The organism is Streptomyces sp. NPDC049040 (genome assembly GCF_043197715.1).
Taxonomy (GTDB): Bacteria; Actinomycetota; Actinomycetes; order Streptomycetales; family Streptomycetaceae; genus Actinacidiphila.
In genome coordinates this window covers 379,670-383,361 of record NZ_JBICTO010000007.1, presented here as the reverse complement: position 1 = coordinate 383,361, position 3,692 = coordinate 379,670, and the positions used below count along the sequence as shown (strand labels likewise).

General features: G+C 73.5%; 2 protein-coding genes. Both read right to left on the bottom strand.

Annotated features, from left to right (window positions below; translation table 11 throughout):
* Positions 1-163: 163 nt before the first annotated feature.
* The gene (locus ACGFMP_RS21220; protein ID WP_393674286.1) at positions 164-2,725 is read right to left on the bottom strand and encodes a hypothetical protein; all 2,562 of its coding nucleotides are present in this window, start codon (positions 2,723-2,725) and stop codon (positions 164-166) included.
* Between the two features lie 230 nt (positions 2,726-2,955).
* A complete protein-coding gene (locus ACGFMP_RS21215) occupies positions 2,956-3,546 on the bottom strand; it encodes a hypothetical protein (RefSeq protein ID WP_393674285.1) in 591 nt (196 codons plus the stop codon).
* Positions 3,547-3,692 lie beyond the last annotated feature (146 nt).

The window sequence follows — 3,692 nt, the reverse complement described above, 5'->3', positions numbered from 1 at the left end:
GCCTCCCCGACGACCTTCCGGCAGTGGTGCCAGGACGTGCTGCGGCCCGCCTTCGCGGCCTGACCCCACCCGCGCCGCCGCACACCCGGCGGCGGGGGGGGGGGGGGGGGGGGCCGCCCCCCCCCCCCCCCCCCCCCCCCCCCCCCCCCCGGCCTGGCGCCGGTCAGCGGCCCGGCCGCAGCCGGCCCAGTCCGCGCCGTGCCGCGGCGGTGGCGTCACGCATCCGCCTGCGGGCGGTCTCCCCTGCGGGGGTGCCGGTGAGGACGAGCGCGGCGGGCGCGCCGAGCAGCAGGACCCCGCCCGCGATCAGCAGCGCGGGCAGCACGAACCGCGCCCCGCCGGCCCGGTCCGGGTCGAGCGACCCCGACGCGGCGGGCTGGGCGTCCAGCGGTCCGCCGTTCCTTGCCGTCCGGGTACCGGCGCCGCCGGAGGCCGTCGCACCGCCGGCCGCGGCGCCGCCTGCGCCACCGGAGGCCGCACCGCCCGCGCTCCCGCCGCCGAGATCGCCGGACGCCGAGCCGCCGCTCGTACCGCCTGCGGCGGCGCCGCCGCCGGAACCTCCGTCGACCGGGCCGTCCGAGCCGGAGGGCCCGCTCTGGTTGCCCGGGTAGGCGCCGTCCTGGCCCTGCACGTGCTTGACCGCGGCCTGCGCCTGCTTCTGCTGGGTCGGTGTCAGGTCAAGGAAGCCGGGGGCGAGCCGGCCCGGCTGGAAGCCGTAGATCTGGCCCCTTCCGGGGTCGGTGGCCCGCGACACGAACTGGCTGATCTTGTCCGCCTTCTTCTCCGTCAGCCCCTTGGTCGGCAGCATCGCGTACTGCACCGTCGTCAGCGGATAGGCGTCCTTGTCCTTGGCGAAGTCGGTGCCCGGCTTGCCGTACGGCAGCGCCTGTGTTCCGGTCGAGGCGTCCACCGGCATGTCGCCGACCGCGGCCTGCAGCCCGTCGGCGGTCGGGGCGACGAACGCACCCGCCGGGTTCTGCAGTTCGGCCTCGGGCAGGGAGTACGCCCTGGCCTGGCCCGCGTCCAGGATGCCGAGAACCGAGCGCTGCCCGGGAAGCAGGGCCGCGCAGTGCCCGTCCGTCCGTGCGTGGGTGACCGCGTCGAAGCTCACGGTGTTGCAGCTGGGCTGGGCGCTGAGCACATGGCGTGCCACCTGGCCGAGCCCGCCGAGCAGGGGGTTCCACTCCAGCTGCTTGCGGTACGACACGCCCGCGCCGCCGTTGTCGAACTTCCCGCTCGCGTCCTGCGGGACGAACGAGTCGGTGGGGTAGCCGGCGTAACCCGGCCGCAGGTAGAAGGTGTCCAGGTGCATGCCCCACGGGTCGGGCATCCCCTGGAGGAACTGCTCGGCCTTGGGGTCGGCCGCGATCCAGGAGGTCAGCTGCTGCACCAGGTCGGTGGTGCCGCCCACCACGATGGGCAGGGAGTACTGGTTGCAGACCGGCCAGTTCGGGCCGTTCTGCGGGTCGCCGGGGTTGAGCTGGACGAACTCCGGGTCGTCGAACAGGCAGGCGGGGTTGCCGTCCACCGAGGCGAACGCGGCGTCCCCGGGCCTGACGCCCTGGTCACCGACGTAGGACTGGGTGAGCAGTTTGGCCATGAGTCTCGCGTTGAGGCGCATGTGCAGGATCTGCGCGCCGGTCTTGTCGTCGTCCACGACGAAGACCACCGAGATCCCGGTGTTCGCCAGCGGCGAGTAGACGTAGGGGCGGGTCGCGCCCTCGGTGTCGGGCAGTGCCGTGAGCGCGACGTCACTGCCGAGCGTCTGCCGGAACTGCGCCCTGGCCTGCGGCTCACCGCCACTGGGCGTGTACTGGACGCTGATCGGCGACGCGTCGCCGCAGAAGCCTGAACGCCACTGCTGGAGCGCCCGGTTGGCCATCTCCAGCCCCTGGATGCTGAAGTCGGCCGCGGTCTCCTTGCAGTCCGTCGGGGTGGGCGCGAACGTCAGCGGGATCTTCACCCGGTTCGCCCAGGCGCAGGACTCGCCGTCCGCGAAGCCGGTCTGGAAGTCCTGCCCGAAGTTGACGCTGTCGAGGGCTCCGTAGTCCGTGTCGTAGGTGTGGTCGTCGCACTTGGCCGCGCTCCCGGCGGCGTTGACGTCCCACGCGTCGCCGCCGTAGTTGGCCTCGACCACGATCGAGCAGGCGTGGTGGGGGTCGCAGCCCAGCGTCTGGCTCTGCTCGGAGGTCCAGACCTCGATGTCGACGGAGCCGGTGCCGTCGGCGTGCGTGAAGGACACCTGCGCGTTCGTCGGGAATTCCGGCGTGGTGCTGCCTGCGCCGGGCCATTCCTGGTCGAAGCCCTTCGCCGCGTCGGCGTTGTAGAGGCTGCTGCCGTAGCAGTCGGTGATCTTCGGGTCGGTCCCCCGGCACTGGTAGACCCGCACGGGGTACGCGGCCGAGTTGTTGTTGGGCAGGATCACCACCGGGTCGTTGGTGGTCGGTGTGAACCCTTTCCAGGAGACGTGCACGACCTGGTCGGTGAGGTTGGCGGTCTGGCTCACCGTGACCGAGCCGGGTTCGCCCTTGGTCTGCGTGGCCGGATCCCAGATCCTGGGTCCCGGCACCGTCGTTCCCGTGGCGGCCTGGGCCACCCCGGTCGTGTGTGCGTCCGGCGGCAGCGCCGCGAGGAAGCCCAGCAGCAGTACGGCGCACGGCACCATCGCCAGGGCCCTGCGCAACCTCCCCCCGGTGCGGGGCGTCCGGCGCGGTCGCTGTTCCATGGCGGGTGTTCCTCTCTGCGTTCCCTGCGTCCGCGCCGAAGAACGCGGAGTCTCCGCCTCATTGCGCCCGCGTGCGGTGACCGATGACGGTCCATCAGATGTACGGGACGACAACACCGTCGGCTCGCGGCGCCCCTTTCGCCGGTGCGCGACCGGTGGCGTGGGCGGCGTGCGGACACGGCGGGGGCAGACGCCGAGGCGTCCGCCCCCGTCGACCGGGACGAGCGGTTTCAGCTCGCCGGGGTGAAGTTCAGCACCAGCGAACCGACCGAGTCGCCGGCCGTGAAGAAGGCGGTCTTCAGCTTGGTGTTCAGGTAGTCGGCGCCCGTCGGGTCCAGGTCCACCTCGGAGGCGCTGAAGACGGCGCCCGCACCCGCCTTGTCCACCCGGATGTCGCCCGTCGGCACGAACAGCGGCACCGCGGTGGTCCCGTTCGTGGGGACGCCGGAGATCTGGTCGCTGTAGAGGTCGTAGGTGAGCTGGGAGAAGGTCACAGAGCGCAGCGTCTTCGCGTCCACCACCAGGAGCGCGCCGCCCAGCCGGGCGGTCCCGTAGAAGCCGGTCAGGTTGGCGTCTCCGCCGGTGACCGGGAAGGTCGCCGAGACCCCGGTGGTGCCGGAGTACGACGCGGTCGCCGAGGGCAGCGGCACGGCGATGATGCCCTGGGAGGCGGCGTTCACCAGGAAGGTGTTGCTCTCCGAGATCACCGCGCTGCCGGAGGCCGGCGTCTCGGCGGACGCCTGGCCGACGAAACCGAGGCCGAGGCCGAGCACGGAGGCGGCGGCGACGGTGAGCGAGGCGGCATTGCGCAGGTTCTTCATGGTCTCTCCTAGACAGGTGGTATTCGATGGGGCCGGGGGGGGGGGGGGGGGGGGGGGGGGGGGGGCGGGCCCCGCCCGGCCCCCCCGGGGGGGGGGGGGGGGGGGGGCCGCGGGGGGGCGGCGGCCCCCCCCCCGCCGGGGGGTGG

What these genes read in the sequence shown, in the direction of transcription:
- ACGFMP_RS21220 (WP_393674286.1), bottom strand. Translation starts at nt 2,725, where the DNA reads ATGGAACAGCGACCGCGCCGGACGCCCCGCACCGGGGGGAGGTTGCGC.
- ACGFMP_RS21215 (WP_393674285.1), bottom strand. Translation starts at nt 3,546, where the DNA reads ATGAAGAACCTGCGCAATGCCGCCTCGCTCACCGTCGCCGCCGCCTCC.